The following is a 21,444-nucleotide window of genomic DNA, read 5'->3' on the forward strand; positions in this document are numbered from 1 at the left end:
CTCGCCGGCCGCGGATGCGCGCGGCGTCTGAGATGATGGTCGCTGGCCCGCTCAGGGGGAGCGCGGTTCCGACCTTGGGAGTGACAGATGACCGAAGAGAACGACGCCGTCCAGCCGCCCGAGCCGCCCGCCGCGCCACAGCCGCCTGCGTACCTGCCGCCGTCCGGACAGCAGCCGCCGGCCGGATACCCGACTCCGGCGCAGCCGCCCTACGGTCAGGCTCCGGCGCAGCCGCCGTACGGCCAGGCTCCTTACGGACAGGCGCCCTACGGGCAGGCACCGGCCCAGCCGCCGTACGGTCAGGCTCCGGCCCCGTACCCGGGGCAGCCCGCGTACGGGCAGACGCCGCCTCCCTACGGTCAGGCTCCGACCGGCTACCCGGCGCCGGGCTACGCCCCCTACGGCTACCCGCCGATCAGCGGCCGTCGCTACTGGGCACTGCTGTTCCTCGTCTACATCCCGTACGTCGGAGCGCTCGTCGCCGCGATCGTCGCGATCGTGCAGCGGTCGTCCGCGATGCGCTCGCCGCATCCGATCGTGCGGGAGAACGCGCGCTGGGCGGCGAACTGGGCGCTGAGCTACCTGCTGTACCTCATCGCGCTCTTCACCCTGCTCATCACGATCGGCGTCGGCACGTCGCGGCCGCGCTCCTATGACGAGTACGGCTACAGCTCCGGCGGCGATCCCTCCGGCTGGATCGCCGTCCCGGGGCTGCTCCTCATCGGGGTCGGGATCTACTGCCTGGTCACCATGATCCGAGGAACCGTGATCTCCGACCGTGTCGTGCACCGGCCGGCCCTGGCGATCCCGTTCTTCCGGACCTGATTCTCAGACGCGACGGCACTCCGTACACGCGAAGAGGACGCGGACCCGCGATCGGGTCCGCGTCCTCTCTTCGCAGGGGGAACGCGTCAGCTCGGATCGGTATCCGCGTCGGCATCCGCCCATCGCAGTGAGGCGATCGGCTCGCGCACGGGCCGGTCCTCGCGGCGCTCGTCGGAGGCCACGTACTCGTCGTCTTCGATCAGCACGCGGGCGTCGGTGAGCAGAGCGGCGCGCGCGAGCGCCTCGGCGGCGCGGATGCTGCCGAGAACCTGAGTGTTCAGGCGCTGAGTCACGTCGGTCACCACCCACGGCGGGCCGTCGAGAGCGATCAGCGTGCGCTCGTCGTCGAGCAGGCGGCCATCGAGCACGACCGTGTCGACGCGGGCCTGCTGCAGCGCCTCGATCACCGCCGGGAAGCCCTCGGCGCCACCCGAGCCGTCGTCGGCCGCCGCCCGGTCGCGTACGTCGGCGATCTCCCGCCGGCGACGATCCTCGATCTCGCGGGCGATCGTCTCGTCGAGTGCCGTGCGATCGGCGCCGTCGGCCCGGGTGTTCGCATCGACGTCCACGAGCAGTGCGCGCTCGTCGCCCGTGAGCTCTTCGGCAAGCAGCTGCCGTGCGCGCACGTCGCCCGACACCGCGACGAACGCGGGCCGCTCCTCGCGGATGAGTGCGCTGAGGGCGGCCGCGACGTCTTTCTGGTTCTGCTTCCAGACGTTCTCGACGTAGTTCTGATACTTCGCGTCGCCCAGGCCGCCGGTGCGCACCTTGGAGATCTCGTCGGTGTCGCCCTCGATCTCGGTCTCGCGCTCGCTGCCGCCGCGCCCCGAGGTCTCGAGGCGGATGTCCGCGCCGTCGCGGCTCGTCTCGACGACGAGGTAGCGGGTCTCCGAGGTCGTATGGCGCAGGAGCGGGAGGATCGACGGCAGCGCGCCGTGCTCGAGCCGCTCGGGGCCGAGGCGCGCTCCGACGAAGCTGCGGTCGAGTACCGTCTCCCCATCTCGCGCGATCACGACGCGCGCCGACGGACTCGGCAGTCCATTGCGTTCGCCGAGTGAGGTCTCGATGGCCTCGGCGTCGTCCTCCGGCGCTCCGACCTCGTCGATCAGCTGGGCGCGCACGGCTTGGTGGCGGGCTCCCTCCTCGACTTGCGGCAACTCGCCCGTCCCGTCGACGTAGGCGGTGGTCCAGGGGCCCGAACCCTGCAGGATCTCGGTCAGCGTGTGTTCGCTCATGACTTCTCCTTCATCGGTCGTCGGTCTTCTCGACGGTAGGAAAAGAGAGAGGAGCGGTCGACAGGGTTGACGAAGAGGGAGCCCGACGTTAGCCGCGCGCGCGGTCGTCGTCGGGTGTGCGCCGACGCGCGACGGGCTAGTCCTTGCCGCCCCGCACGAGTTCCAACCCGGCCCCGGCGAACTGCCGCAGCGTCGCATCGGGCAGGAACGCCCGGGTGAGCGCTCCGCCGATCCGGGTGAGGTCGCTCTCGTCGCGGAACAGCAGGTACATGGTCTCGTAGCGGGGGTGGAACTTCTGCTTGAAGCGATGCAGCGAACCGAAGCCGTACACCGGTTCGAGGGCTTCGGCGAGGCGGTCGCTCAGCGCGGCGATCATCCCGGCGTCCGGCGGGTAGTCATGGGCGAGCGGCGCGCCCGAGAGCGACATGATCTCTGCGCCCTCCTCCGAGAACTGCTTCGCCGAAGCGCCGATCAGGTATTCCATCACCGGGGCGAACCCGCCCTCGCGGCGGCGCATCAGATCGAGCGTCCAGCCGCGCACGTCGCCGCCCGCACCGTACACCGGCAGCCACGACAGGAAGCCGTCGACGTCGCCGTTGGGCGCGAGGGCCAGCGCGATCCGCACCTCCGGGTCCTCGGCCTCCTCGAGCGTGCCGAGCGTGAACCGCATCTCGGGCAGATCCTTGTCGCCGACCCACGCCTCCGAGATCGCGCGCAACTGCTGCTTCACACCCCACGACTCGTCGCCGAGCCGCGTCATCCGGAAGGTCATGTCCTCGCGTCCTGCGCGGTTGAGCGACGTGCGCACCGATGCCCATTGCTTGCCGGTGAACTCCAGGCCCGGCAGGTCGACGATCGTGTCGTCCGCGACGACGATGCTGCGCCACGTCGACGGCACCGCGGCCCGTGTCGCGGCATCCGCACTGAAGAAGCAGGGCACGAGCCCCGCCTGCTCGGCCGTGCGGATGAAGTCCGCGACGGCGTCGGCGCGCGCGTCTGCGGGGCCGATCGGGTCGGCGAGCGCGAGGGCGACGCCGTTGCGCCGTTGGTACGCGATGACGCCGCCGTCGACCCGGGCGTAGCTGTTGCCCTCCCAGGTCGTCATCCACGACAGGGTGCCGCCGCCGTGTGCGCGCAGTTCGGTCTTGACGTCGTCGACGGTCGGCGGGGGCGGCGTGCCGAGAGGCGAGCGCCGCTTCGCGCGGAACGCCCGCCGCACCCACACGAGGTAGACGAGCACGACGACCCAGAGGAGGCCGTTGGCGAGGGCGAGCTCGGTCTCGCCGTCCCAGCGGATGTCGAGCTCGGCCTGACTGGTGAGGATGATCAGCGTCAGCACGAGGGCGGCGATGAGCACGTTGAAGACACCGAGGAGCACGGCGAGCACCCACGACCAGCGGCGACCGCGACGCAGGCCGTTCACGAGCACGAGGATCACGACGAGGTCGATCGCCAGGTCGATGAAGCCGCCCGAGGCCGGATCGGTGGGACCGAACGGTCCGTCGGTGGGCACCAGGGTCGTGATGATCTCGACCGCGCCGAGCACGAGGATCGCCATCACCGCGACGAGCCGCTGTTCGCGCACCGTCGTGCGCCGCACGCGCAGCGACCGGTCGACCACGAGGATCAGCAGCACGGCGAGCAGATGCTCGAGGTCGGCGAGCTTGCCCCAGAACAGCATGGCCACGAACACGAAGCCGAGCAGGATCAGCCACCCCCGCACCTTCCACGGCGGACGGAAGAGGCCGACAGCCGCCGCGATGCACGCCATGGTGCCGCCGGATGCCCCGACGTCGAGCGCCTGCGCCTGGGTCACAGCCCAGGCCCAGGGGAACTGCGAGAGCACGAACAGCAGGAGTGCGGTGGCGAAGATCGCGAACAGCTGCCCGATCGCGTAGTAGGCGAGCGCGACACGAGACCCACGGCGGTACTCGAGGTACGCCATGCCCCAGAATCCCGAGATCGTGAAGATGTACACCCACGGCTCGTTCACGAAGAACGTGCCGGTGATCGGCGTCCACCACTTGCCGTCGGCGAGGTTGGGGAGTCCGTAGGCGACGGTCTCGAACAGCGCCGACTTCTCGAAGGGCGTCCAGAGTCCCTGCCACGCCACGCCCACGACGAGGATCAGCGCGACGAACGTCAGCGTCGCCGGCATCCGTCGAACGACCGAGAGCACCGAGGACCGCACGGGGCCGGCCGGGGGCGTTCGCTCTGCGTGCATGCGCTCAGCGTAGCGATCGGCACCCCTCCGGGTCTTCCTCCTTGTGACGCGAGAGGGTTGGATGGGAGGCATGACCCTCTCGCGCACGACCGCCGCCGGGTCGCTCGCCGCGATCCTCGCGCTCGCCGGATGCACAGTCCCGACCCCGGTCCCGACACCGGCGTCGGCCGAGTCCGACGCCGCGACGATCCTCACGACCGTCGTGGCCTCGGGACTCGACGCCCCCTGGTCGATCGCCTTCCACGGGGAGACGGCCCTGGTGAGCGAGCGCGACAGCGCGCGGATCGTCGAGATCACCGCGACGGGCCGAGCGCGCGAGGTGGGACGCATCGACGGAGTGCGGGCGGGCGGTGAGGGTGGTCTCCTCGGCATCGCCGTGCACGAGGAGCGGCTCTACACCTATCTCACGGCCGACGCCGGTGACGACGGAGCGACCGAGAACCGTATCGAGCGCCGCGACATCCTCGGCGCCCCGGGCTCGCTCGCGCTGGGCGACGCGGTGACGGTCATCGACGGCATCCCGGCCGCCGGCAACCACAACGGCGGCCGCATCGCCTTCGGCCCCGACGGGATGCTGTACGCCACGACCGGTGATGCGGGCGATCGCGAGAGCGCCCAGGATCCCGACGCCCTGTCGGGCAAGATCCTCCGGCTCACCGCCGAGGGGGCGGTTCCCGATGACAACCCGACCCCGGGGTCCCCGGTGTACACCCTCGGCCACCGGAACCCGCAGGGCATCGCCTGGGCCGACGACGGCACGATGTACGCCAGCGAGTTCGGACAGGACACCTGGGACGAGCTCAACGTGATCGTCGCAGGCGAGAACTACGGGTGGCCGACCGTCGAGGGCATCGCCGATCGCGACGGCTTCGTCGACCCCGTGCAGCAGTGGTCGCCGTCGACCGCGAGTCCGAGCGGCATCGCGATGGCGGGCGATGAGATCGTCATCGCCAACCTGAGGGGCGAGCGACTGCGGATCGTTCCGCTCGCCGACACCGGCACGGCGTTCGAGCTGCACGGCGGCGAGTACGGGCGTCTGCGCGATGCGGTCGCCGCCCCCGACGGATCGGTCTGGGTGCTCACGAACAACACCGACGGGCGCGGCGATCCGCGCGACGGCGACGACCGCATCCTCCGGGTGGACTTCGGCTGAACAGCCGTCAGCGCTCGACGGCCCGGGCCACGGCCTCCTCCAGATCGTCCCATTCCTGCAGCTGCACGTACGTGCCGTCGACGAAGAACGACGGAGTGCTGGTGATGCCGAGCGACTCGCCGTCGGTCTTGTCGGCCTGGATCCGGGCGAGCGTCGCGGGGTCGGCGATCGCCGCATCGTAGGCCGCCATGTCGAGTCCGAGCGATTCGGCCATCGCGCGGAACACCGCGGGCGTCTCGCCCGTCGCGTGACTCCACTCCTGCTGGGTCTCGAACAGCCGGTGGTACATGTCCTCGAAGCGATCCTGCTGCGCTGCCGCCTCGGCGGCGAGAGCCGCCTGCGTCGAGTTGATGTGACCCGGCAGCGGGAAGTACCGCACCACATAGGTGATCTCGCCGTCGAACTGCGCGCGCAGGTCTTCGACGATCGGGTAGAAGGCACCGCAGGCCTCGCACTCGAAGTCGAGGAACTCGACGACGGTCACGGCATCCGCTCCTCCGTCGTCGATCACGTGCGAATCTGCGCGGGTGGTCTGCAGGGTGCCGTCTTCGGCGACGTCGGGCGCGGGCGCCTGCTGCGTGATCGCGTAGATGACGCCGGCGATGGCGAGCACGACGGCGACGGCGAGAGCGATCAGGGTCGCCCTGACGGGCGTGGTCAGGCGGGTCTTCTGAGGGGTGCGAGTGGGTGTGGCGAACATGGGTGTCTCCAGACACGAGGGAAGAGGAACGACGGACGAGGATGCCGCGCGGGGCGGCCGGATCGACGCGTCGTCGTTCAGGTGCGGGAGATCGAGAGTTCGGTGAGGGTGATGGCGGTGCGCAGCGGGAGGGGGCCGGCCCGCGGCGCCGCGACGGTGGCATCCGTGCGGGGGCGCAGGATGCCGGGTCCGCGGCGCGCGGTCCGCACGAGCAGCATGACCAGAGCGAGGAACCACAGCACGGCGAAGCCCGCCACGGCCGCGTGCGAGGAGGAGTCGACCGGTGCGGCCTCCTCGTGGTGCGACGCTCCCGCCCCGGCATCCGCGGCGGAGGCCCCCGATGCCAGGCACAGCGACGCGTGCACATCGGCCTCGCCGTGCGAGGTCGACCAGGCTCCCACGACCAGCAGCAGGGCGAGGCCCAGCGCGGTGAGGAGAGTGGTCAGCGACCGGGTCGAGGTCATGGTGCGCGAAGTCTAACAAGCGGTCCTCTGCGCCCGCCGGGCCGCGTGTCCGCCGACCCGCCTACACTGGAGGGGTGGCGAGACTACTGATCATCGGCGGCTTCCTGGCCGCCGTGTTCTGGGTGTTCAGCATCGTCGACTGCGCAGTGCAGCCGGCGACGCGGCACCGTGGTGTGCGCAAGGGCATCTGGATCCTGATCGTCGTGCTCCTCCCCGTCATCGGCGGAATCCTGTGGTTCGTCATCGGTCGGCGCCGCAAGAACGACCCCGGTCCCGCACGCATGGTCGCGCCCGATGACGACCCGATGTTCCTGCGCGGCATCAGCAAGACCGAGCAGGACGCGCGCATCGCCCGTCTCGAAGAAGAACTCGCACGACTCGAAGCCGAGACCGACGCCGAGATCGACGGAGAGAACGACAGCGGCTCCACTCCCGGGGCGACCCCCGAGCCCCGCCCGTGACCTCGTCGCCGGCGACGGATGCCGCGGCATCCCTCCTCGCCGATCTGATCGCCCACGGCGTGCGCGATCTCGTGCTCTCACCCGGGTCGCGCTCGCAGGCGCTCGCGCTCGCCGCGGTGCGTCTGGCCGACGCCGGTGCCCTGCGCGTGCACGTGCGCATCGATGAGCGCGTGGCCGGATTCACGGCGCTCGGCCTCGCCCGCGAGACCGGGGTGCCGGCGGCGGTGCTGTGCACCTCGGGCACGGCCGCTGCCAATCTGCTGCCGGCCGCGATGGAGGCGTTCCACTCCGGCGTCCCGCTGCTGCTGCTGACCGCCGATCGTCCGCCCGAGCTGCGCGGGATCGGCGCCAACCAGGCGACGACCCAACCCGGCATGTTCGCACCGTGGGTGCGCGAGGGCGTCGATGCCCCGGTCCCGGGTGATGCCCTCCCGGGTGATGCCCTCCCCGGTGATGTCGTCCCCGGTGATGCCGCTTCCGGCGCGAGCGCCTGGTCGGGACTGGCGGCCCGCGCGGTCGCGATCGCGCTCGGTGCCGATGCCCCGCACGGCCTTCCCGGAGTCGCGGGCCCGGTGCATCTGAACCTGCCCTCGCGCGAGCCGCTGTCGGGTGAACCGGTCGTCACCGCCGTCACTCCGGGGGTCGCACCCGTGCCCGCGCCCGGCGAGCCGGTCGTGCTCGCGCGCGGACCCCGCACCGTCGTGATCGCCGGCGCGGATGCCGGGGCCGACGCCGAGGAGATCGCCCACGCCGGTTCGTGGCCGCTGATCGCCGAGATCGTGTCGGGTGCCCGTTTCGGCCGTCACCTCGTGCACGGTTATCGCGCACTGCTGCGTCGCACCGATCTCGGCGGCGCCGTCGAGCGCGCGGTCGTACTCGGCCATCCCACCCTCAGCCGCGAGGTCGCGGCGCTCCTCGCGCGGCCCGAGGTCGAGGTCATCGCGGTGCGCCACGGCGGCGAGGAGCTCGATCTGAACCATCGCTCGCGGGCGGCGGCATCCGTCGTCGTCGCCGAGGGCGCCGCCGATCGGGACTGGCTCGGAGCCTGGCTCGAGGCCTCTGCCGCGCAGGCCGTCGACCTCAGCGAGCGGGCCCCGGATCACGACGGCCTGGCCTCCACCGACTCCGCGACCCGACGCGACGCCGTGAAGGCCGAGCTCGAGGCCGTGCGCCGGCCGCTCGACCGCGAGCTGCTGGTCGATGCGGTGTGGCGGGCGACCTGGCCGCACGACCGGCTCGTGTTCGGGTCGTCACGGCTCGTGCGCGTCGCCGATGCGGTGCTCGGCGGCAAGAAAGTGCCCGTGCACGCCAATCGCGGTCTCGCGGGCATCGATGGCACGATCGCGACCGCGACCGGCATCGCGCTCGCGAGTCAGGCCGGGGGAGCGCCCGGCGTGACCCGCGTGCTGCTGGGCGACCTCACCCTGCTGCACGACGTGGGAGCGCTGCTGCTGCCGCCCGACGAGACCGAGCCGCGTCTGCAGGTGATCGTCGGCAACGACGGCGGCGGCACGATCTTCGACGGGCTCGAGGTCGCGCAGGTCGCCCCGGCCGCCGACCTCGACCGTGCGTTCTACACGCCGCACCAGGTGCGCCTCGAGCACCTCGCCCTCGCCTACGGCTGGGAGTACCGGCGCGTGACGACCCGCACCGCGCTCGACCAGGCGCTCACACGCCCCGTCGGCGGGCGCCAGCTCATCGAGGTGCCCCTCCCTCGCTGAGGTGCCGCGCGCTTGCTGAGGTGCCGCCCGCTGCCATGCCCACCGATCGGTGCAGATCGAGACGTGCGCGGAAGCCCGCGACTCGACATCATGGGCAGATGAACGCTCATCAGTGGACCGAGACCCTCCGCGTCGGCGACGGCTTCCGTCTCGACGACGTCGACGCCGGGAGCACGCCCGGGTACCACGGGCACAAGGCCGACGGCGCCCGCGACCTCGCCGAGGGACTCGCCGCGTTGAACGACCTGCAGGAGCGCCTGTTCGCCGAGAGTCGCACCGGCACCGCGACGGATGCCGTGCTGCTCGTGCTGCAGGCCATGGACTCGGCGGGCAAGGGCGGCATCGTGCGGCACGTCGTGGGCGGGGTCGACCCGCAGGGCGTGTCGCTCGCGGCGTTCAAGGCCCCGACCGACGAGGAGCGCGCGCACGACTTCCTCTGGCGCATCGAGAAGCGGCTGCCCGAGCCCGGGTTCATCGGCGTCTTCGACCGCTCGCACTACGAGGACGTGCTGATCGGACGCGTGCGGGCCCTCGCGCCCCCCGAGGAGATCGAGAGGCGTTACGACGCAATCAACGCGTTCGAGGCGGATGCCGTGGCCTCCGGCATCCGCATCGTGAAGGTCATGCTGCACATCTCACCCGAGGAGCAGAAGTCGCGGCTCATGGAGCGTCTGGAACGCCCGGACAAGCACTGGAAGTACAACCCCGGCGATGTCGACGAGCGGCTGGTCTGGCACGAGTACATGCGGGCCTACCAGGCGGTGTTCGAGCGCACCTCGACCGAGGTCGCGCCCTGGCACGTCGTGCCGGCGAACCGCAAGTGGTACGCGCGCCTGGCGGTGCAGGAGCTGCTGCTCGCGGCGCTGGAGGACATCGACCCGCAGTGGCCGGTCGCCGACTTCGATGTCGAGGTCGAGAAGAAACGGCTCGCCGCGAGCTGAGGTCCGCCGACTACGCTGCGCACTGCGGCTCAGGCCAGCGCGTCGACCAGCGGTCGGAACTTCACCCGCGTCTCGAGCAGTTCGGATTCGGGGTCGGAGCCTGCGACGATGCCCGCTCCCGCATATGCGGTCACGGCGATGTCGTCGTCGGCCGCGGTGAACTGGGCGCAGCGCAGGGCGATCGCCCACTCGCCGTTGCCCGCGGCATCCACCCATCCGACCGGGCCCGCGTAGCGCCCGCGATCGAAGGGTTCCAGCTCGCGGATGACACCGATCGCGATCGTCGTCGGGGTTCCGGCCACGGCCGCGGTCGGATGCAGCGCCCCGACCAGGTCGAGCGCCGATTCGCCCTCCGCGAGCTCGCCCTCCACGTCGGTCGCGAGGTGGAACAGATTCGGCAGCTTCAGCAGGAACGGCTGCTCGCTCGCCGCCAGCGCCCGGGTGTGCGGGCGCAGTGAGGCGAGCACGCTCTGCACGGCGTACTGATGCTCGTCGAGATCCTTGGTGCTCGAGGCGAGGGCCGTCGAGACGGCGGTGTCGGCGTCGGCATCCGCGCCACGACCCGCGGTGCCCGCCAGCACGCGCGCGGTGACCGTGCGCTCGTGCACCGTGACGAGGGTCTCGGGGCTCGCACCGATCAGGCCGTCGACCGCGAACGCCCACGTGTCGGGGTATCCGGTCGACAGTGCGCGCACGAGGCGGCGCAGGTCCGACCCTGCGGGGATGCTGCCGGTGAGGTCGCGCGCAAGCACGACCTTGCTCAGCTCGCCCGCGGCGATCCGGCCGAGCGCCTGGCGCACCGAGTCCTGATAGCCCTGGGGGGTCTGCGCGCCGGGGCCGACGGTGCCGGCCCAGTGCGGGCCGTACGGCTCTTCGGCGACGGAAGTCGGGAGGGGGGCATCCGCGTCCCCGTCGGCGTGGCGGACGGTCGTGCGCCAGAACCGGTCGCCGTGGCGTCCGATCACCTGCGAGGGGATGACCAGCACGCTGTCACTCGCCGAGCGCTCGTCGAACGCGAGGGCGCCGAAGGCGACGAGCCCGGTGCCGGGCAGGCCGACCGGGTCGTCAATGCGCGCGGTGGAGGCGAGGCGGCGCCAGGCGGTGGCGAGGGCGGCGCTGCGCAGGCCGTTCGCCCCGGCCGAGGCCCGCAGCTCGCGCAGAGGTTCGCCGACGGCCACGATGCCGTCGCCGCGGCGCAGCCAGGCGAGGGGGCGGGAGGGGGAGGCCGACGCCAGGAGGTCTTCGATCGGATCGATCTCTCGGGTCTCCACGATCAGCGCGCTGCTCACGGCTCCAGCCTAATCTCTGCGTTCTAGGCTGAGCGCATGAGCGATGCCCGTCCCCCGGTGGGAACCCCGATGATCGTGCAGTGGCGCAAGTGGGACGGGTCTCCCCACTGGCGGCACGAGAGCGTGTATCTCGGGGCGGACTCCTGGGGGGACTGGGTGGGACAGCCCGCCGGATGGCGCAGCAGTCGCCCCGGACGGGACTACCTCGCCGGTGGTCCGAACGTGACGCTGATCCCCCACCAGGGCGACTTCGCCCTGACGATGAACCGGGGCCATTCGAAGGGGATGCGCATCTACGTCGATCTCGGCTGGGACGTGCGTTGGAGCGACGATCCGTTGCTCGTGACCGGCATCGACATGGATCTCGACGTCGTGCGCGTCGAGGGCGAGCGCGGCACCTGGGTCGACGATCGGGACGAGTGGGCGGAGCACAGCGTGCGCTACGGGTATCCGTCCGAGATCATGACTCGACTGGAGGCGCTCGCGCTCGACCTCGAGGAGCGGGTGCGGGCGCAGGTCGCTCCGTTCGACGATGCGACGGCGGATCGATGGCTCGACCTGCTCGAGTCGTTCGACCTGCACGAGTTCCCGCCTGTCAACCCGCAGAATGCGCACAGACCCGGCGCCTAGACTGATCCGGTGACCTCGAACGACTCCCGCAGCGAGCCCAACCGCGCCGATCTCGGCAAGGACCCCGCGCGCGTCAGCGGCATGTTCGACCAGGTGGCGGCCGGGTACGACCGCACGAACACCGCCATGACCTTCGGCAACGACGTGCTGTGGCGTGCGGCGACGACGCGCGCCGTCGCGCCGAAGCCGGGGGAGCGCATCCTCGACCTGGGGGCGGGCACGGCATCCTCGTCGGCATCCCTCGCCCGCAGCGGCGCCCAGGTGGTCGCCGCCGACTTCTCGCCGGGCATGCTCGCCGAGGGCGAGCGCCGTCACGGAGCGATGCGCAACCTGTCCTTCGTGCAGGCCGACGCCACGGCTCTGCCGTTCGGCGACGACGAGTTCGACGCCGTCACCATGTCCTACGCGTTGCGCAACGTCAACGACCCGAAGAAGGCGCTGCGCGAGCTGTTCCGCGTGACCAAGCCGGGCGGGCGTCTCGTGATCAACGAGTTCTCCACGCCGCCCGCTCCCCTCTTCCGCGGCGCCTACCGCTTCTACAACGCGCAGGTGCTGCCGCGCGTCGCACGCGTCGCCGGAACCAACGGCGACGCCTACGACTACCTCAACGAGTCGATCGCGGCCTGGCCCGATCAGAAGCGCCTGGCCGAGTGGATCCGCGAAGCCGGCTGGGTCGACGTCGCGTACCGCAACCTCACCTTCGGGATCGTCGCCCTGCACCGGGCGCGGAAGCCCGCCTGAGACGACGGTAGGCTGACAACGTGACTTCGAGCCCCGTAGCCCCGGGATCGCGACTGGCGAGCCGTCTGGGTTTCAGCGACCGTGTCTTCATCGGTCCTGCGGCGCGGCGCGTCGCGCGCGCGATCGAAGACGGGCTCGAGCTCGTCGAGACCGGACTGGCCGAAGACGTGCGTGTCGCCGATCCGCTCGCCGACGCCGCGAGCCGGTACCTGTACGAGGCCGGGGGCAAGCGCATCCGTCCGGTGCTGACCCTCCTCGCCGCCCAGCTCGGCGACGGCAACACCGAGCAGGTGATCGATGTCGCCAAGGCGCTCGAGATCACGCACCTCGGCTCGCTCTACCACGACGACGTCATGGACGGAGCCGACCGCCGCCGCGGGGTTCCCGCCGCACACGCCGTGTGGGGCAACAACATCGCCATCCTGACCGGCGACATCCTCTTCTCGCGGGCCAGCCAGCTCATGTCGCGTCTCGGCGAGCGGGCGATCCGCCTGCAGGCCGACACGTTCGAGCGGCTCGTTCTGGGGCAGATGCACGAGACGCTCGGCGCGCAGCCCGACGACGACCCGATCGAGTTCTACATCCAGGTGCTCGCCGACAAGACCGGCTCGCTGATCGCCGCCGCGACGCAGGGCGGGGTGATCTTCTCGAACGCGCCGAGCGAGTACGAGGAGCCGCTGCGGGTCTACGGTGAGAAGATCGGCGTCGCCTTCCAATTGCTCGACGACGTGATCGATCTGTCGGCCAAGCCGGAGGACACCGGCAAGGTCCCCGGCACCGACCTGCGCGCGGGCGTGCCCACCATGCCGTACCTGCTGCTGAAGGCACAGGACGATGCGGATGCCGCCGACCTCGCCGCCCGCATCGACGCCGGAGTCGTGCGCATCGCCGACGGCGAGGACCCGTCCATCCTCGACGGACCGCTCGCCGAGTTGCGCGATCACGCGGCGACGCAGAAGACCCTCGATCTCGCCCTCACGTGGACGCGCGACGCGATCGCCGCGCTCGCACCGCTGCCCCGGGGCACCGTGCGCGAGGCGCTCACGCGCTTCGCCGAGACCCTCGCCGAACGCTCCAGCTGACCGGGCGCCGCGTCCCGTACGGGCGCGGCTGTGCGGCTCACGCGACGGCATACGAAAGGACCTCCATGACCAAGCTCAGACTGGCCATCGTCGGCGCAGGACCCGCCGGGATCTACGCGGCCGACCTGCTGCTGAAGGCCGAGCGCAAGTTCGACGTGTCGATCGACCTGTTCGAGCAGCTGCCGGCGCCCTATGGACTGGTCCGCTACGGTGTCGCCCCCGATCACCCCCGCATCAAGGGCATCATCAACGCGCTGCGCGATGTGCTCGACCGCGGCGACATCCGTCTGTTCGGCAACGTGCGCTTCGGCGAGGACATCACCCTCGACGATCTCAAGAAGCACTACAACGCCGTGATCTTCGCGACCGGCGCGATCCGCGACACGTCGCTCGACATCCCCGGCATCGACGCAGTCGCCTCGTACGGCGCGGCCGACTACGTCAGCTGGTTCGACGGGCACCCCGACGTGCCCCGCGAGTGGCCGCTCGACGCGGCATCCGTCGCCGTTCTCGGCAACGGCAACGTCGCGCTCGACGTGTCGCGCATGCTCGCCAAGCACGCCGAGGACCTGCTCGTCACCGAGGTGCCCGAGAACGTCTACGAGGGCATGAAGTCCAGCGCGGTCACCGACGTGCACGTCTTCGGACGCCGGGGCCCGGCGCAGGTGAAGTTCACCCCGCTCGAGCTGCGCGAGCTCGGCGAGCTGCGCGACGTCGACATGGTCGTCTACGACGAGGACTTCGACTACGACGACGCCGCCAAGGATGCCGTCGCGAGCAACAAGCAGGTCATGGTCATCGACCGCATCCTGCAGTCGTGGCGCAAGCTCGATTCGGTCAACAACGCCGGCGGCACGGCATCCCGTCGCCTGCACCTGCACTTCTGGGCCCGCCCGGTCGAGGTGCGCACCGACGACAGCGGCCGCGTCGCGGCGCTCGTCTACGAGCGCACGCAGCCGGACGGCCAGGGCGGCGCGATCGGCACCGGTGAGATGCGCGAGCTGCCGATCCAGGCGCTGTACCGCGCGATCGGCTACTTCGGATCGCCGCTGCCCGGCGTGCCCTTCGACAAGAAGCACGGCGTGATACCGAACCGCGAGGGCCAGGTTCTCGCGAAGGACTCGAACGAGCAGATGCCCGGCATCTACGCGACCGGGTGGATCAAGCGCGGACCGGTCGGCCTCATCGGCCACACCAAGTCCGACGCGATGGAGACCGTGCGTCACATCATCAACGACCAGGGGTCGTGGTGGCACCCGGAGGACCCGTCGGAGGAGGCCATCCCCACGCTGCTCCAGGAGCGAGGCGTGAAGTGGACCGATCTCGAGGGCTGGCACCGCCTCGACGAGCACGAGATCGCCCTCGGCGCTCCGCACGAGCGGGCGCGCGTCAAGGTCGTGCCGCGCGACGAGATGGTGCGCGTCTCCCGCGGGGAGTGAGTCCCCCTCGGCTAGCCTGGCCGCATGGCTGACACCGGCTCCGCGCACTGGATCCCCGACATTCTCGGCGACGAGTTCGAGCAGCTGACGCTACCGCTCGCCGACGATGACCAGGGGGCGGTCGTGGCGACGCTGGTGCGCGCGCTCCCCACATCGGTCGGGTGGTGGGAGCGTCTGCGGGGGCGGACGCCTCTCCTGCATGACGTCGACGTGCTCTACGTGCACGGCTGGTCGGACTACTTCTTCCAGAAGCGCCTCGCACGGTTCTGGACCTCGCGGGGCGCGCGGTTCTTCGCGCTCGATCTGCGAAAGTACGGACGCAGTCTGCGTGACGGGCAGACGCCCGGGTACGTGACCGACCTCGCGACCTACGACGAGGACATCGCCGCGGCGCTCGACGCGATGGGACGGGGAACGGATGCCGCGGCATCCACGCGGCGCCTCGTGCTGCTCGGGCATTCGACGGGTGGGCTGACGCTGAGCCTCTGGGCGTCACGGCATCCGGGGATGGCGGATGCCGTCGTCCTCAACAGTCCGTGGTTGGAGTTCCAGTTCGCGGCGGCGCGCGCGGCGATCGCGCCGATGGTCGAGCTGCAGGCGCGGCTACGACCGCTCGATGCGGCACCGCAGATCGATCTCGGCTTCTACAGTCGGGCGCAGGAGGCGGTGGCCGATCCCGACGATCCGATGGAGGTCGACCTCCGCTGGCGCCCGCAGCAGACCATGGCGGTGCACGCCGGGTGGTTGCACGCGATCCTCAGCGGGCACCGCACGGTCGCGGCGGGGCTCTCGATCACGGCACCGGTGTGCGTACTGCTGTCGGCGCGGTTCGCGTCGCCGACGCGGTGGTCGGACGAGCTCACGCGGGCCGACACGGTGCTCGTGGTCGAGGACATCGCCCGCGCCTCGCTCCGCCTCGGGCCGTCGGTCACCGTGGAGCGGATCGACGGCGCCCTGCACGACGTGTTCCTCTCGGCGCACGACGCCCGCGAGGACGCGTATCGTCGGCTCGACCGCTGGGTCAGAGGCTGGCGAGCCGTGGGCTGAGGCGGCGAGGCGGCGTTCCGCCCCGCCGGCGTCAGACGTAGTACATGGCGCGGGCGAGACGCTCGGCGTCGTCGCCGTCTCCCCGCTCCACCGCCTCGCGGAATTCTGCGTAGACCTGCGTCATGTGTGCGTGGTCCTCGACGGGCACGACCCAGTTCCGGAGGTTGCGGAACAGCGCGATGCTCGAGTCGTTGACGAGGGCGCTGTGCTGCGGGTTGCCCGCGCGGTGCGTGAGGTACGAGAAGACCGCCCACCGGCTCTCGGACGTCTTCGCGGCATCGTCGAGCGTGGTGTGCAGCTGCTCGACGAGTCCCGCCAGGTAGGCGCGCTCGACCTCGGTCAGTTTGGGCACGCCCATGCGCGCGGAGACGCCCGCCTGGTAGCCCGCGAACTCGAGCGTGCCGAGCACGATCTCGGGCGTGACGAGCGTGACCTCGGTATAGCGGCTCGGGTACATCGTGACCAGCCCCAGCCGCTCGAGGCGCTGCAGGGCCTCGCGCACGGGTGTGCGAGAGACGTGGAGCTCGTCGGCGACGGTGACATCGCGGATGCGGTGGCCCGGCTCCATCACGCCGTCGATGATCTGCTGGCCGATGTGGTGGAACACCTCGTCCGCGAGGAGCTGTTTGCCTTCGCCGATGTGTGTGATTTCGATGCTGCTCATCGACTTACCCCCAGTAAGTTCGTCGGTTCACCACGGCCTGCGTCGCGCCTCCCGGTCGCGCGGTGCGCCTGCTGTCGTGCTTCCTGCTGTCTTCTGTTCCGCTGTGCTGTGTGAGCGCCCCATACGCTCCCGCAGGAAACTACATCATGCACCTGTGCGGCCGCCGTGCCTATCGTTCTTGCGGAGTTCTTGCGGCTGGCCTGGGCGGATGCCGCGGTGATGCGCCGCTCTGGTGCGTGTCCGTGGTCCGTGGAAAGCTCCGGGGATGGACGAGCTCACTCTGCGCCCCTGGGGTTCCGGCGACCTGCCGCTCCTGCACCGGGCCAATGCGCCCGCGATGACGTCGCACCTGAACGGCTCCGAGACCGATGCGCAGGTCGAGGAGCGCCATGCGCGCTACCTGCGCCTGAACGCCTCGGGCGAGGCGCACATGTCGGTGATCCTCGAGGGTGGGGTGCCGGTCGGGTCGATCGGCTTCTGGCCGGTTCGCTGGCGCGACGCCGACGCGTGGGAGACGGGGTGGTTCGTGCTGCCCGAGGCGCAGGGTCGCGGGATCGCCGCCCGCGCGGTCGCGCTGGTCGTCGCGCAGGCGCGGGCCGAGGCGGGGGAGCGGCGGATGCTCACGGCCTTCCCTGGCGTCGACAACGCCGCATCGAACGCCGTGTGCCGTCGCGCGGGATTCGCCCAGGTCGGATCGCTCGTCGAAGAGTTCCGCGGAGCGTCGCTCGAGATCAACGAGTGGGTGTACGACCTCGGGGAGGCGGCCTCCGGAAAAGCGTGAAGCCCCGCCGGGGCCGGGCTTCACGAACGGGTGACGACGCGGTCAGCGGTAGTTGATGAACGGCCACGAAACTGTTGACTGTCCTGGGTTAGCGTTGTTTCTGCTTGATCCCATGGAGTTCGCTTGTTGTGCGTGTTGGCGGCAGTTGGGGATCACGGCAGGTTTTGCGGACTGTCTGCGGACTAGAAGTCGAACTCGGGGAACTTCATACGCATGAGGTGCCGAAGCTCCTCTTTCGGCACCGTGTTGTCGGGGTCGATGCGCAGCATCCGCTCGAGATCATCGGCTTCCATGCGCACACGGTACTCGGCCTTCGTCAGCGCAGAGGTCCGTAGTTCTCGTCCGGGAGGTCGCGCACGAAGCGCAGCGCCTCTTCGACAGGAATCAGTGCCTTCGTTCCCGAGTAGACGGGCGTGATGTCTCGTCGATCGATGTGGCGGTAGATGCGCGAGTCGGACAACCCAACCGAATAGGCGAGCTCTGCCACTGTGAATGCGAGTCGCGGCACTCCCTTCATCGATTCCGCGATCTCCTCGCGAACGACTGAGCGGATGCGTTCGAGGTCGACGTCAGTCACTCGTGGAACGAATGCGGGCTGCACGGGAGGGGGTGTGGGCTTCTCGGGCAGAGCGTGCGCGAACTGGGGATGAGTGGCGAGGTAGGCATCCCGCGTCTCCCATGTCGCGGGCAACCGGCCTCGACGGGTCCAGAAGGTTTCCCCCGTGTCGATGCTTTGAACGCGGATCGACGCCTCGTAGCGCTCGCCCGCGTCCAGGACCTTGACCTCTATGAGCGGGCCGTGACTGAGCGTGGTTTTGTAGGCCCAGTGCTCGCCGGCTCTGATTCCGAGTTCTTTCGGCACACCAACTCCTACCGCTCGAAGCCAACCTGGATTCCGAACGAGTCGGGTGGGACTTCAAGGGTGATCGAGATGACGTCTCGTGCTATGCCTTCGATCTCCTCGACCGGGTGCGCTTGGGTGAACAAGCCGAGCTCGGGGATCTGAACGAACCAGAAATCGCCGTTTCGCTGCGCTATCGCCTCGTAGACCTCCATGCGGTGAGCATACGACCAATCCTGCCTCCGTCAATCGCGGTGCCTGTCAGCGCAGTGGTCCGCGGTTTCTCGCCCTGGCCTTCACGGCATTGGTGCCAAACCGCGGGTTGTGTTGTCTTCGAGCTTTGGTTGTCGCCTTCCACAGGTTGCTTAGTCTGTTGCCGTTGGCGGCGGCGATCTCGTGGATCAGGTCATGGCATCCCGGACAGACCGGCACGAGGTCCATCAAGCGTTCGTTGCCAAGGTTCTTGTACGTGCGGTGGTGCAGATGCATCCCTTTGGAGCGCGGGGCATCGCACACCCAGCACTCATTGGGGAGCTTGCTACTCCAGTACCGCTCTCGGGTCGCGCGCCAGTCTGGTGATTGGATGTACGCGGCGTATCCAGCGCGTGTGACGGTGGCTTTGCCGGGTGAAGACATGCGAGCACGCTAGCGGCTACCTCCTACATTTGGGCGCTCACCTGGCACCGCGATTTCCTGAAGCCGTCAAGGGCAAGGCCTGACTTGCTCGCAGGGAAGGCGCTCGGCGTCGGCACTTGGTGACATAGTCGGTGCATGGCCAGTCAGAAGAACGCACTCGGATTGCAGACATGGGTGCCGCTCGTCACAGGCTTGGTTGGCGTTCTCATCGGTGGCGCGATATCGATCCTCACTGTTGAGCGCCAGATCCAGGTCAGTCAGGAAGCAGAGCAGCGACAACTTCGCGCGGAGACGTACTTGGCGCTCATCGATGCCGCCGACGACTACGCAAATAGAACTGATGAGGTTCTCGACACACACAAGCTCCGCGGGCCGATCACCGCGGAAGAGATGGATCTTCTGAAGTTCGAGCCCCATGTCAGTCCCTGGCTCGACTCCCGAAACACCTTCCAGGACGCGCTCAACCGAGTTTCGATCTACGGCAGCGCAGACGGGTGGGAGGCAGCGCTGGATCTCGCTGGAACCTTGCCGTACTCCCAGGGAGACAACTACGAATGGGTTGAGGTATCCCCGGAGATGGGCGATCGCTATCGGTCGCTTCTGGGGCTCGTGTGCGCGGAAGCCACGGTGACGCCTCGAGACGATTGCACACAGGACCGCGACGCTGGATGAACAACCCGCTGCCACACAGGAGCGCGACGGACAGTTCTGGCTTCGTCCGCTTCCCCGAAGCCAGACGCCGGGGGTCACGGTCACCCACTTGCTGAAGTCCCGACGAGGGCATGCTGGCTACACCGCCCTGTCGCTCGACATCGCCTAGACGGCGCCCGGCCAAATGTCAGATATGTCCGCTAGCATTAGTGGTACCAGTCCCCCCGCCGCCTCTCAACGATGCGCCCTGCGGGGGTCCTTTTTACCCTCAGGCATGCGGATGAGCGAAGAACGTCGATATCTCACCCCCGAAGAGCGGGCCGAGTACCTCGTCGACCGTGGGTACATCGAAGCCGGCGAACTCAGTGATGAAGCGAAGGCATTCATCGGGCGGACGAACTTCCATTACTTCCTCGGGTATGCTCGCAATTTTCGGAAGCTGCGTCGGGACGGTTTGATTGAGGGAGACGACCGGATCGATCGTGTGATTCAGATGGTGCGGCTCGACCACGCCGTATCGACTCGGTTGTTCGACGCGCTGCGCACCCTCGAGTGGCGTCTGCGCTCGGCACTCGTCGACCAGCATTGTCAGCTGTATCCGGCTCGGGAATGCTATTTAAGGCCCAACCATTACACGGTGATGAACGTGGAAGCCACTCCAGTCGACGTTCTTCTGCGCGACCAGATTGCTCGGTCTCGTGAACCGTTCGTTCTCGGGGCGTTCGAGAACCACGAACGCTCTAGCGGTAGGCCGTGGTTGGATAGCCCGCGCAAGATGACTGAAGAGAACCGAATCGCTGCGATGCAGGCTCTGCCGATCTGGGCTGTCGTTGATGGCTGGACGCTCGGACTGCTCGAGAGAGTGGTCACCGAGACGAAACCTGCGCGAGTAGAGGAAGAGAACCGCTACCTTTGGAAAGAAGTGGCCTCGACATTCAGTGTCAGCAACGCCATCTTCCAAACGCAGCTTGGCAGTCTCATAGTCCTCCGGAACCTCGTTGCCCATCACTCACGTCTTTGGATGCGTCCGACTACTGTCTCACCGAAGAAGCCGAAGCTGTACGACAAAGTGCTGCGCACCTCCGACGCCAAGTCGATGTATGTGCTCTGGCTCACCCTTGCTTCTTTCCTGAATGCCGGGGGCGGCGATCGAGAGTTGATCGACGACCTCGACGATCTCATCGCTAGCGACCCGCTCTATGAGCTCGGCGTAAAGAAACCTCTCGGCTCAGCAGAATTGACCGAACGCTAGAGCCTGGGCTCGAGTGAACGCCGAGTGAGCCTGCGCCTGTCGCGCAAACCGCCTAGTCGTAACTGCGGTGCACGTGCCAGCCGTCCTCACCCTTGTACACGTCGAAAACGAGCGAGAGCCCGTCATCGTTGGTTCCTTGGAATCGCCAGCCGTAGAGGCCCGTGTGGGGCTCGAGGGGCGCGGTCCAGACTGAGCGACGCAACCTTGTGGGCGTGTCGGTGACGCGCCATCCTCGGCCCGCGTAGACCATCCTCTTGGGGATGTCGTTGACCATCCACAGGGTTGTGGGGTGTTCGACAGTTACGGCGTCCATGGGTTAAGACTGAGAACAGATGTTCGAGGCTTGCTAGCCTGGATTCAGGCCGGAGGAAGGTGTGCCGGCATGGGGGCAAGCAAGCGGTTAGCCCTGCACTACGACATGCAGGCACAACACCAGGCGATCCTCTCGGCGGCGAGGTCCGGGCCGCTGCAGTCGCTGTCCGATCGAGAGCTTGCGTCACGCGAGACATCCGTCACTGTCTACCCGCATGCGGCTCAACGTCGGGTGCGTGCATGGGTGAGGTTCGGTCCACAACCAATCTGTGTCGATGCGAAGGTCGTGCGGTCGACACCGCTCGCCGCTGGGATAGAGTTTCGCGCTCGTGACAAGACGTTCCGCTGCTGGGTT

General features: G+C 69.0%; 23 protein-coding genes. 13 read left to right on the top strand and 10 right to left on the bottom strand.

The features are described from left to right. Positions 1-87: 87 nt before the first annotated feature. Positions 88-825 carry a DUF4870 domain-containing protein gene (locus tag ACIPVN_RS13105; RefSeq protein ID WP_400443513.1) on the top strand — a complete coding sequence of 246 codons (738 nt, stop codon included), beginning with the start codon at positions 88-90 and terminating at the stop codon, positions 823-825. An 86-nt stretch (positions 826-911) separates the two neighbouring features. Here the strand turns inward: ACIPVN_RS13105 and ACIPVN_RS13110 are convergent, their stop codons facing one another. Together ACIPVN_RS13110 and ACIPVN_RS13115 are read right to left on the bottom strand one after the other, a co-directional pair. Beyond that, a complete protein-coding gene (locus ACIPVN_RS13110; RefSeq protein ID WP_400443515.1) occupies positions 912-2,060 on the bottom strand; it encodes a Vms1/Ankzf1 family peptidyl-tRNA hydrolase in 1,149 nt (382 codons plus the stop codon). A gap of 136 nt (positions 2,061-2,196) precedes the next feature. After that, positions 2,197-4,284 carry a bifunctional lysylphosphatidylglycerol flippase/synthetase MprF gene (locus tag ACIPVN_RS13115; protein WP_400443518.1) on the bottom strand — a complete coding sequence of 696 codons (2,088 nt, stop codon included), beginning with the start codon at positions 4,282-4,284 and terminating at the stop codon, positions 2,197-2,199. A gap of 70 nt (positions 4,285-4,354) precedes the next feature. On the opposite strand from ACIPVN_RS13115, the gene ACIPVN_RS13120 reads away from it, so the two are divergent. After that, a complete protein-coding gene (locus ACIPVN_RS13120) occupies positions 4,355-5,437 on the top strand; it encodes a PQQ-dependent sugar dehydrogenase (RefSeq protein WP_400443521.1) in 1,083 nt (360 codons plus the stop codon). A gap of 7 nt (positions 5,438-5,444) precedes the next feature. On the opposite strand, the gene ACIPVN_RS13125 is transcribed toward ACIPVN_RS13120, so the two are convergent. Then, positions 5,445-6,137, bottom strand: coding sequence for a DsbA family protein (locus tag ACIPVN_RS13125; protein WP_400443524.1), 693 nt, complete (start codon positions 6,135-6,137; stop codon positions 5,445-5,447). 77 nt (positions 6,138-6,214) lie between these two features. Then, entirely contained in the window at positions 6,215-6,601 is a 387-nt protein-coding gene (locus ACIPVN_RS13130; RefSeq protein WP_400443527.1) for a hypothetical protein, read from the bottom strand. A gap of 74 nt (positions 6,602-6,675) precedes the next feature. Here ACIPVN_RS13130 and ACIPVN_RS13135 point away from each other — a divergent pair, with 74 nt between their 5' ends. From ACIPVN_RS13135 to ACIPVN_RS13145, 3 genes are all read left to right on the top strand, one after another. After that, positions 6,676-7,062 (top strand): PLD nuclease N-terminal domain-containing protein, encoded by a 387-nt coding sequence (locus tag ACIPVN_RS13135; RefSeq protein ID WP_400443529.1) that lies wholly within the window; start codon positions 6,676-6,678, stop codon positions 7,060-7,062. Next, positions 7,059-8,783 carry a 2-succinyl-5-enolpyruvyl-6-hydroxy-3-cyclohexene-1-carboxylic-acid synthase gene (menD, locus tag ACIPVN_RS13140; RefSeq protein WP_400443532.1) on the top strand — a complete coding sequence of 575 codons (1,725 nt, stop codon included), beginning with the start codon at positions 7,059-7,061 and terminating at the stop codon, positions 8,781-8,783. Before ACIPVN_RS13135 ends, menD begins: the two co-directional genes overlap by 4 nt. Before the next feature lie 98 nt (positions 8,784-8,881). Further along, positions 8,882-9,724 carry a PPK2 family polyphosphate kinase gene (locus tag ACIPVN_RS13145; protein WP_400443534.1) on the top strand — a complete coding sequence of 281 codons (843 nt, stop codon included), beginning with the start codon at positions 8,882-8,884 and terminating at the stop codon, positions 9,722-9,724. 29 nt (positions 9,725-9,753) lie between these two features. On the opposite strand, the gene ACIPVN_RS13150 is transcribed toward ACIPVN_RS13145, so the two are convergent. Beyond that, positions 9,754-11,013, bottom strand: coding sequence for an isochorismate synthase MenF (locus tag ACIPVN_RS13150; protein WP_400443537.1), 1,260 nt, complete (start codon positions 11,011-11,013; stop codon positions 9,754-9,756). Between the two features lie 36 nt (positions 11,014-11,049). Between ACIPVN_RS13150 and ACIPVN_RS13155 the strand changes: the two genes are divergently transcribed. The 5 genes from ACIPVN_RS13155 to ACIPVN_RS13175 all read left to right on the top strand — a co-directional run bounded on the left by ACIPVN_RS13155 (position 11,050) and on the right by ACIPVN_RS13175 (position 15,952). Beyond that, a complete protein-coding gene (locus ACIPVN_RS13155; RefSeq protein WP_400443540.1) occupies positions 11,050-11,643 on the top strand; it encodes a hypothetical protein in 594 nt (197 codons plus the stop codon). 9 nt (positions 11,644-11,652) lie between these two features. Then, the gene (locus ACIPVN_RS13160; protein ID WP_400443543.1) at positions 11,653-12,384 is read left to right on the top strand and encodes a class I SAM-dependent methyltransferase; all 732 of its coding nucleotides are present in this window, start codon (positions 11,653-11,655) and stop codon (positions 12,382-12,384) included. Between the two features lie 20 nt (positions 12,385-12,404). Next, positions 12,405-13,466, top strand: a complete 1,062-nt coding sequence (locus ACIPVN_RS13165; protein WP_400443545.1) for a polyprenyl synthetase family protein — start codon at positions 12,405-12,407, stop codon at positions 13,464-13,466. A 65-nt stretch (positions 13,467-13,531) separates the two neighbouring features. Beyond that, positions 13,532-14,905 (top strand): FAD-dependent oxidoreductase, encoded by a 1,374-nt coding sequence (locus ACIPVN_RS13170; RefSeq protein WP_400443548.1) that lies wholly within the window; start codon positions 13,532-13,534, stop codon positions 14,903-14,905. A 24-nt stretch (positions 14,906-14,929) separates the two neighbouring features. Beyond that, positions 14,930-15,952, top strand: coding sequence for an alpha/beta hydrolase (locus ACIPVN_RS13175; RefSeq protein ID WP_400443551.1), 1,023 nt, complete (start codon positions 14,930-14,932; stop codon positions 15,950-15,952). A gap of 31 nt (positions 15,953-15,983) precedes the next feature. Here ACIPVN_RS13175 and ACIPVN_RS13180 read toward each other — a convergent pair whose 3' ends face one another. Next, positions 15,984-16,616, bottom strand: coding sequence for a GntR family transcriptional regulator (locus tag ACIPVN_RS13180; protein WP_400443554.1), 633 nt, complete (start codon positions 16,614-16,616; stop codon positions 15,984-15,986). Between the two features lie 265 nt (positions 16,617-16,881). On the opposite strand from ACIPVN_RS13180, the gene ACIPVN_RS13185 reads away from it, so the two are divergent. Continuing rightward, positions 16,882-17,397: a GNAT family N-acetyltransferase gene (locus ACIPVN_RS13185; protein WP_400443557.1), complete on the top strand. Its 516-nt coding sequence runs from the start codon at positions 16,882-16,884 to the stop codon at positions 17,395-17,397. Between the two features lie 316 nt (positions 17,398-17,713). Here ACIPVN_RS13185 and ACIPVN_RS13190 read toward each other — a convergent pair whose 3' ends face one another. From ACIPVN_RS13190 to ACIPVN_RS13200, 3 genes are all read right to left on the bottom strand, one after another. Continuing rightward, positions 17,714-17,974 carry a hypothetical protein gene (locus ACIPVN_RS13190; protein ID WP_400443560.1) on the bottom strand — a complete coding sequence of 87 codons (261 nt, stop codon included), beginning with the start codon at positions 17,972-17,974 and terminating at the stop codon, positions 17,714-17,716. A 293-nt stretch (positions 17,975-18,267) separates the two neighbouring features. Then, positions 18,268-18,453: a hypothetical protein gene (locus tag ACIPVN_RS13195; protein WP_400443562.1), complete on the bottom strand. Its 186-nt coding sequence runs from the start codon at positions 18,451-18,453 to the stop codon at positions 18,268-18,270. A 46-nt stretch (positions 18,454-18,499) separates the two neighbouring features. After that, positions 18,500-18,874 carry an HNH endonuclease signature motif containing protein gene (locus ACIPVN_RS13200; RefSeq protein WP_400443565.1) on the bottom strand — a complete coding sequence of 125 codons (375 nt, stop codon included), beginning with the start codon at positions 18,872-18,874 and terminating at the stop codon, positions 18,500-18,502. 135 nt (positions 18,875-19,009) lie between these two features. Between ACIPVN_RS13200 and ACIPVN_RS13205 the strand changes: the two genes are divergently transcribed. After that, a complete protein-coding gene (locus tag ACIPVN_RS13205; RefSeq protein ID WP_400443568.1) occupies positions 19,010-19,546 on the top strand; it encodes a hypothetical protein in 537 nt (178 codons plus the stop codon). A 259-nt stretch (positions 19,547-19,805) separates the two neighbouring features. Further along, the gene (locus ACIPVN_RS13210; RefSeq protein WP_400443571.1) at positions 19,806-20,777 is read left to right on the top strand and encodes an Abi family protein; all 972 of its coding nucleotides are present in this window, start codon (positions 19,806-19,808) and stop codon (positions 20,775-20,777) included. A 52-nt stretch (positions 20,778-20,829) separates the two neighbouring features. Here ACIPVN_RS13210 and ACIPVN_RS13215 read toward each other — a convergent pair whose 3' ends face one another. Next, positions 20,830-21,090, bottom strand: coding sequence for a hypothetical protein (locus ACIPVN_RS13215; RefSeq protein WP_400443574.1), 261 nt, complete (start codon positions 21,088-21,090; stop codon positions 20,830-20,832). Positions 21,091-21,444 lie beyond the last annotated feature (354 nt).

Source organism: Microbacterium sp. NPDC090003 (genome assembly GCF_044748385.1).
Taxonomy (GTDB): domain Bacteria; phylum Actinomycetota; class Actinomycetes; order Actinomycetales; family Microbacteriaceae; genus Microbacterium.

What these genes read in the sequence shown, in the direction of transcription:
- ACIPVN_RS13120 (WP_400443521.1), top strand. Translation starts at nt 4,355, where the DNA reads ATGACCCTCTCGCGCACGACCGCCGCCGGGTCGCTCGCCGCGATCCTC.
- ACIPVN_RS13110 (WP_400443515.1), bottom strand. Translation starts at nt 2,060, where the DNA reads ATGAGCGAACACACGCTGACCGAGATCCTGCAGGGTTCGGGCCCCTGG.
- ACIPVN_RS13200 (WP_400443565.1), bottom strand. Translation starts at nt 18,874, where the DNA reads ATGTCTTCACCCGGCAAAGCCACCGTCACACGCGCTGGATACGCCGCG.
- ACIPVN_RS13125 (WP_400443524.1), bottom strand. Translation starts at nt 6,137, where the DNA reads ATGTTCGCCACACCCACTCGCACCCCTCAGAAGACCCGCCTGACCACG.
- ACIPVN_RS13195 (WP_400443562.1), bottom strand. Translation starts at nt 18,453, where the DNA reads ATGGAGGTCTACGAGGCGATAGCGCAGCGAAACGGCGATTTCTGGTTC.
- ACIPVN_RS13205 (WP_400443568.1), top strand. Translation starts at nt 19,010, where the DNA reads ATGGCCAGTCAGAAGAACGCACTCGGATTGCAGACATGGGTGCCGCTC.
- ACIPVN_RS13145 (WP_400443534.1), top strand. Translation starts at nt 8,882, where the DNA reads ATGAACGCTCATCAGTGGACCGAGACCCTCCGCGTCGGCGACGGCTTC.
- ACIPVN_RS13215 (WP_400443574.1), bottom strand. Translation starts at nt 21,090, where the DNA reads ATGGACGCCGTAACTGTCGAACACCCCACAACCCTGTGGATGGTCAAC.
- ACIPVN_RS13130 (WP_400443527.1), bottom strand. Translation starts at nt 6,601, where the DNA reads ATGACCTCGACCCGGTCGCTGACCACTCTCCTCACCGCGCTGGGCCTC.
- ACIPVN_RS13170 (WP_400443548.1), top strand. Translation starts at nt 13,532, where the DNA reads ATGACCAAGCTCAGACTGGCCATCGTCGGCGCAGGACCCGCCGGGATC.
- ACIPVN_RS13210 (WP_400443571.1), top strand. Translation starts at nt 19,806, where the DNA reads ATGAGCGAAGAACGTCGATATCTCACCCCCGAAGAGCGGGCCGAGTAC.
- ACIPVN_RS13115 (WP_400443518.1), bottom strand. Translation starts at nt 4,284, where the DNA reads ATGCACGCAGAGCGAACGCCCCCGGCCGGCCCCGTGCGGTCCTCGGTG.
- ACIPVN_RS13155 (WP_400443540.1), top strand. Translation starts at nt 11,050, where the DNA reads ATGAGCGATGCCCGTCCCCCGGTGGGAACCCCGATGATCGTGCAGTGG.
- ACIPVN_RS13180 (WP_400443554.1), bottom strand. Translation starts at nt 16,616, where the DNA reads ATGAGCAGCATCGAAATCACACACATCGGCGAAGGCAAACAGCTCCTC.
- ACIPVN_RS13175 (WP_400443551.1), top strand. Translation starts at nt 14,930, where the DNA reads ATGGCTGACACCGGCTCCGCGCACTGGATCCCCGACATTCTCGGCGAC.
- ACIPVN_RS13185 (WP_400443557.1), top strand. Translation starts at nt 16,882, where the DNA reads ATGGACGAGCTCACTCTGCGCCCCTGGGGTTCCGGCGACCTGCCGCTC.
- ACIPVN_RS13105 (WP_400443513.1), top strand. Translation starts at nt 88, where the DNA reads ATGACCGAAGAGAACGACGCCGTCCAGCCGCCCGAGCCGCCCGCCGCG.